The sequence below is a fragment of the Pseudomonas sp. genome (assembly GCF_030696055.1).
In the GTDB taxonomy this organism is placed as follows: domain Bacteria; phylum Pseudomonadota; class Gammaproteobacteria; order Pseudomonadales; family Pseudomonadaceae; genus Aquipseudomonas.
Map to the genome: position 1 here is coordinate 1 of NZ_JAUYNP010000085.1, position 5,399 is coordinate 5,399.

Consider the following 5,399-nt stretch of genomic DNA (forward strand, 5'->3'; position numbering starts at 1 on the left):
GGGTCGATGTGTATTGCCTGGCGCGCACGCCGAAACCTGGCGACTGAGCTGTCAGCAGCGGTTAAGGGTTACACTTTGCGACCCACCCGCTGGAGTCGCCCATGTCCCATCCATTTGCCGCACTCACGCCCGATCTGGTGCTGGATGCCGTGGAGAGCATCGGCTACCTCAGCGACGCCCGTGTGCTGGCGCTGAACAGCTACGAGAACCGCGTGTATCAGGTGGGCATCGAGGACGAGACGCCACTGATCGCCAAGTTCTACCGGCCGCAGCGCTGGAGCGATGCGGCGATTCGCGAAGAGCACAGCTTCAGCTTCGAGCTGGCCGAGTGCGAGGTGCCGGTGGTGGCGCCGCTGATTCGCGATGGCGAGACCCTGTTCGAACACGCCGGTTTCCGCTTCGCCCTGTTCCCCCGCCGCGGCGGCCGCGCGCCGGAGCCAGGCAATCTGGACCAGCTGTATCGCCTCGGCCAGTTGCTCGGCCGCCTGCACGGGGTCGGCTCGCTGAAACCCTTCGCCCACCGCGAAGCCCTGCAGGTACAGAACTTCGGCCACGAGTCCCTGGCCACCCTACTGGACGGCAACTTTATTCCGCGCAGCCTGCTGCCGGCCTACGAGTCTGTAGCCCGCGACCTACTCAAACGCCTGGATGCGCTATTCGCCAGCAACCCGGTGCAGGCGATTCGGCTGCACGGCGACTGCCACCCCGGCAACCTGCTGTGCCGCGACGACACCTTTCATATGGTCGACCTGGACGACTGCCGCATGGGCCCGGCGGTGCAGGACCTGTGGATGATGCTGGCCGGCGAACGCCATGAGCGCCTCGGCCAGCTGTCCGAACTGATGGACGGCTACCAGGAGTTCCACGACTTCAACCCGCGCGACCTGCCGTTGATCGAAGGCCTGCGCAGCCTACGCCTGATGCACTACAGCGCCTGGCTGGCGCGGCGCTGGGACGACCCGGCGTTCCCCATCAGCTTTCCCTGGTTCGGCAGCGAACGTTATTGGGGCGAGCAGATACTGATACTGCGCGAGCAACTGGCGGCCCTGGATGAAGAGCCGCTCAAGCTGTTTTAAGGAGCCGCTCCATAGAGCCTATGTTTCCAGGCAAGCGGTTTTCCTCGATCTTGTAGGAGCCAGCTTGCTGGCGATGCTTTTAATCCGCTGATCGCCAGCAAGCTGGCTCCTACAGGGTGACCACTACAGTTGCCCATTCAGCCGTAACGCCTTTGTTACAGCCAACAGCGTTTCCTCCCGCAGAAAAAACCTGAATGCACAGACAACAAGGACAGCCGGCCACTAGAATCCAAGGCCTTAGTTAGCAGCCTAAGCAAGGACTCTGCATGGCCACCCCCAACCCGCGCCGCGGCTATATTCTCGGCCTGACCGCCTACATCATCTGGGGCCTGTTCCCGCTCTACTTCAAGGTCATTCAAAGCGTGCCAGCGCTGGAAATCATCGTCCACCGGGCGCTCTGGTCGGCGCTGTTCGGCGCATTGCTGCTGATGGTCTGGAAGCATCCCGGCTGGCTACGCGAGCTGCGCGACAACCCCAAACGCTTCGCCGTGCTGGGCGGCAGCGGCCTGCTGATCGCCAGCAACTGGCTGGTGTATGTCTGGGCGGTAAATAACGAGCGCATGCTCGAGGCCAGCCTGGGCTACTACATCAACCCCTTGGTCAATGTGCTGCTGGGCATGCTGATCCTCGGCGAACGCCTGCGCCGCCTGCAGTGGCTGGCGGTCACCCTGGCTGCCCTGGGGGTGATGCAGCAGCTGTGGCAGGTCGGCAGCATTCCCTGGGTATCCCTGGTGCTGGCGCTGACCTTCGGCTTCTACGGACTGATCCGCAAGCAGGCGCCGGTGGCCGCCCTGCCCGGCCTGGTGGTGGAAACCTGGCTGCTGCTGCCGCTGGCGCTCGGCTGGCTGATCATGAATCCAGCGGCCAGCAGCACCCAGCCGGCATTCTGGAGCACGCCCGAAGCGCTCTGGCTGATCGCCGCCGGGCCCATCACCCTGGTGCCGCTGGTGTGCTTCAACGCCGCCGCGCGCCATCTGCCCTACACCACCCTGGGCTTTCTGCAGTACCTGGCGCCGACCCTGGTGTTGCTGCAGGCGATCTTCCTGTTCGGCGAGCATTTCGACCCGAGCAAGTTGCTGGCCTTTATCTGCATCTGGGCCGGCTTGGCGCTCTACAGCCTCGATGCCTGGCTGACTTTGCGCAAACGCCAGGCTGCTTAAAAAACCACCAGCGCGCTGCAAGCCTGGGCGTGCCTGGCCTGCAGCCAGTTGCCCCGGCTTATCCACAGAAGCATCCCCGGCCTCTGTGCACAACCAACAGAAACTGCTTATTTTTTATGGCCTGCCATCCATGGCGGCCACCCTTAAGGGCCGTCGCTACGCGATGTTAAAAACTGCTCCAGGCAATTTTTTAAGCACTTAAGAAAAAGCCCCGGCGCACTAGGCGGTGCTCCGGGGCTCCCCACTGTACCCACAGGTTTATCCACAGAGTCCGTGGATAACGCCTGTGTTATTCCTCGGCGTGCAGCTTGAGCTCCACCATCAGGTCGTCCGCCAGGGTTTCCAGGTGGCTCTGCAACTGCTCCAGACTCAGGCTCTGCGGCACCGCCAGCAGGGCCTGGGCCTGGAACAGCAGCTCGCCGCTCATCGGCGCCGGCACCACTTCGGTTTGCAGGCTTTCCAGGTTGACCCCCTGGCTGCTGAGCAGACGGGTGATATCGCGGACTATGCCGGGGCGATCGTTGCCCACCAGTTCCAGGCGGATCGACTGCCAGGTCGGCGCCGGCTCGCTGCCACCGGCCGCCAGCAGCACGCGAATGCCCTGGCTACTCAACTCTTCCAGGGCGTTGACCAGCTTGGCATGGGCTTCCAGCGGCACATCCACGCGCAGTATCCCGGCGAACTGCCCGGCCATGCGCGACATGCGGCTTTCCAGCCAGTTGCCGCCATGCTCGCTGATGCACTGGGCGATGCGCTCGACCAGGCCGGGCTGATCCTGGGCGATAACCGTAAGTACCAGATGATCCATATTCCACTCCTCATTAGTGGCCGTTCAATGCAAACCCAGCCAGTAGGTATAAAACACCTCATCGCGCACATAGCCAAGGCGTTCGTAGAGGGCCTGTCCAGGCAGATTGCTCTTCGCCGTCTCCAACTGCAAACCGCAGGCGCCGTTGGCTTCGGCATGGGCGCGGGCGGCATTCATCAGCGCCTCGCCGAAACCTTGGCGACGAACGGTTTCGGTCACATAGAGGTCGCTCAACAGCCAGGACGGCTCGAGCGCCAGCGAGGCAAACAGCGGATAGAGCTGGACGAAACCCTGGGCTTCGCCGCGTTCGTCGCGCGCGATAAAGAGGGTCGAATCACCGCGGCTCAAACGGGCGGCGAGAAAGGCCTGTACCGCCGCCAGGGGCTTGTCCACCCGATAGAAGGACAGGTAGCCGGCGAACAGCAGCGCCAGCTCCTCGAGATCGGCCGCAGTGGCTGCCTGTATGCGCATTGTTGGGGAGCTCCAAATGAGGGGAAAGGCAGTATAGACAGGCCCTCACGGGGTACCGAAGCAGAAATATTCGAGCAATAAATTGTGTACACTTTTTTAACTTTTATGAAACAATACACAAATTCCACCGCGACAATTAGCCACACGCAGTGACTGCAAAGCACTTCTTGGTCGCAGAGCGACGCGCACCCACTGATTTTCCCCGAATCTTGATGTAGTATGCCGCGCCTCGGACTACATGACTTATTTTCCAGGTCCGACGCGGCTATTGAGTAGAGCTGAGCAGAGTGAGGCAAGTGATGACTGAACGCGTTCAAGTCGGTGGCCTGCAGGTCGCCAAAGTGCTGTTCGACTTCGTGAACAACGAAGCCATCCCCGGTACCGGCATCGCTGCCGAGAAGTTCTGGGCGGGTGCAGAAGCAGTGATCAACGACCTGGCCCCGAAAAACCGTGCCCTGCTCGCCAAACGCGACCAGATCCAGGCGCAGATCGACGGCTGGCACCAGGCCCGCGCCGGTCAGGCCCATGATGCGGCCGCCTATAAGGCCTTCCTCCAGGAAATCGGCTATCTGCTGCCGGAACCGGCGGACTTCCAGGTCACCACGCAGAACGTCGACGAAGAAATCGCCCGCCTGGCCGGCCCGCAGCTGGTGGTGCCGGTGATGAACGCGCGCTTCGCCCTGAACGCCTCCAACGCCCGCTGGGGCTCGCTGTACGACGCCCTGTACGGCACCGACGTGATCAGCGAAGAAAATGGCGCCGAGAAAGGTCGCGGCTACAACAAGGTCCGTGGCGACCAGGTGATCGCCTTCGCCCGCGCCTTCCTCGACGAAGCCGCTCCGCTGGAAGCCGGCTCCCACGTCGACTCCACCGCCTACCGCATCGAAGCCGGCAAGCTGGTGGTCAGCCTGATAAACGGCAACAACAGCGGCCTGCGCAATGACGCTCAGCTGATCGGCTTCCAGGGCGAGGCCGTGGCGCCGACCGCCGTACTGCTCAAGCACAACGGCCTGCACTTCGAAATCCAGATCGACGCTGCCAGCCCGATCGGCAGCACCGACGCCGCCGGCGTCAAAGACGTGCTGATGGAAGCCGCGCTGACCACCATCATGGACTGCGAAGACTCGGTCGCCGCCGTCGATGCCGACGACAAAGTGGTGGTCTACAAGAACTGGCTGGGCCTGATGAAAGGCGACCTGGCCGAAAGCGTGAACAAGGGCGGCGAAACCTTCACCCGCACCATGAACCCGGACCGCGTCTACAGCGCAGCCAACGGCGGCGAACTGAGCCTGCATGGCCGCTCCCTGCTGTTTGTGCGTAACGTCGGCCACCTGATGACCAACCCGGCGATTCTCGATGCCCAAGGCTTTGAGATTCCGGAAGGCATCCAGGACGCGCTGTTCACCAGCCTGATCGCGGTGCACAACCTCAACGGCAACACCAGCCGCAAGAACACCCGCACCGGCTCCGTGTATATCGTTAAGCCAAAGATGCACGGCCCGGAAGAAGTCGCCTTCACCAGCGAAATCTTCGGTCGCGTCGAGGACGTTCTCGGCCTGCCGCGTAACACGCTGAAAGTCGGCATCATGGACGAAGAGCGGCGCACCACGGTCAACTTGAAAGCCTGCATCAAGGCCGCCAGCGAGCGCGTGGTGTTTATCAACACCGGCTTCCTCGACCGTACCGGTGACGAAATCCACACCTCGATGGAAGCCGGCGCCGTGGTGCGCAAGGCGGCCATGAAAGCCGAGAAGTGGATCGGCGCCTACGAGAACTGGAACGTCGATATCGGCCTGGCCACCGGCCTGCAAGGTCGCGCGCAGATCGGCAAAGGCATGTGGGCCATGCCTGACCTGATGGCCGCCATGCTCGAGCAGAAGATCA

At 62.5% G+C, this 5,399-nt stretch carries 5 protein-coding genes; 3 read left to right on the forward strand and 2 right to left on the reverse strand.

The features are described from left to right. Positions 1-101: 101 nt before the first annotated feature. On the forward strand, positions 102-1,076 hold the full coding sequence (locus Q8Q83_RS04975; RefSeq protein WP_305621659.1) for a serine/threonine protein kinase: 975 nt from the start codon (positions 102-104) through the stop codon (positions 1,074-1,076). A 266-nt stretch (positions 1,077-1,342) separates the two neighbouring features. Further along, on the forward strand, positions 1,343-2,236 hold the full coding sequence (gene rarD, locus Q8Q83_RS04980) for an EamA family transporter RarD (protein ID WP_305621661.1): 894 nt from the start codon (positions 1,343-1,345) through the stop codon (positions 2,234-2,236). A gap of 289 nt (positions 2,237-2,525) precedes the next feature. Here the strand turns inward: rarD and Q8Q83_RS04985 are convergent, their stop codons facing one another. Together Q8Q83_RS04985 and Q8Q83_RS04990 are read right to left on the reverse strand one after the other, a co-directional pair. Then, positions 2,526-3,044, reverse strand: coding sequence for a glycine cleavage system protein R (locus tag Q8Q83_RS04985; RefSeq protein WP_305621663.1), 519 nt, complete (start codon positions 3,042-3,044; stop codon positions 2,526-2,528). 24 nt (positions 3,045-3,068) lie between these two features. Then, positions 3,069-3,515: a GNAT family N-acetyltransferase gene (locus tag Q8Q83_RS04990; RefSeq protein WP_305621665.1), complete on the reverse strand. Its 447-nt coding sequence runs from the start codon at positions 3,513-3,515 to the stop codon at positions 3,069-3,071. Between the two features lie 299 nt (positions 3,516-3,814). Here Q8Q83_RS04990 and Q8Q83_RS04995 point away from each other — a divergent pair. Next, the coding region (locus Q8Q83_RS04995; protein ID WP_305621667.1) for a malate synthase G at positions 3,815-5,399 on the forward strand (1,585 nt) is incomplete at its 3' end.

What these genes read in the sequence shown, in the direction of transcription:
- Q8Q83_RS04975 (WP_305621659.1), top strand. Translation starts at nt 102, where the DNA reads ATGTCCCATCCATTTGCCGCACTCACGCCCGATCTGGTGCTGGATGCC.
- rarD (WP_305621661.1), top strand. Translation starts at nt 1,343, where the DNA reads ATGGCCACCCCCAACCCGCGCCGCGGCTATATTCTCGGCCTGACCGCC.
- Q8Q83_RS04985 (WP_305621663.1), bottom strand. Translation starts at nt 3,044, where the DNA reads ATGGATCATCTGGTACTTACGGTTATCGCCCAGGATCAGCCCGGCCTG.
- Q8Q83_RS04990 (WP_305621665.1), bottom strand. Translation starts at nt 3,515, where the DNA reads ATGCGCATACAGGCAGCCACTGCGGCCGATCTCGAGGAGCTGGCGCTG.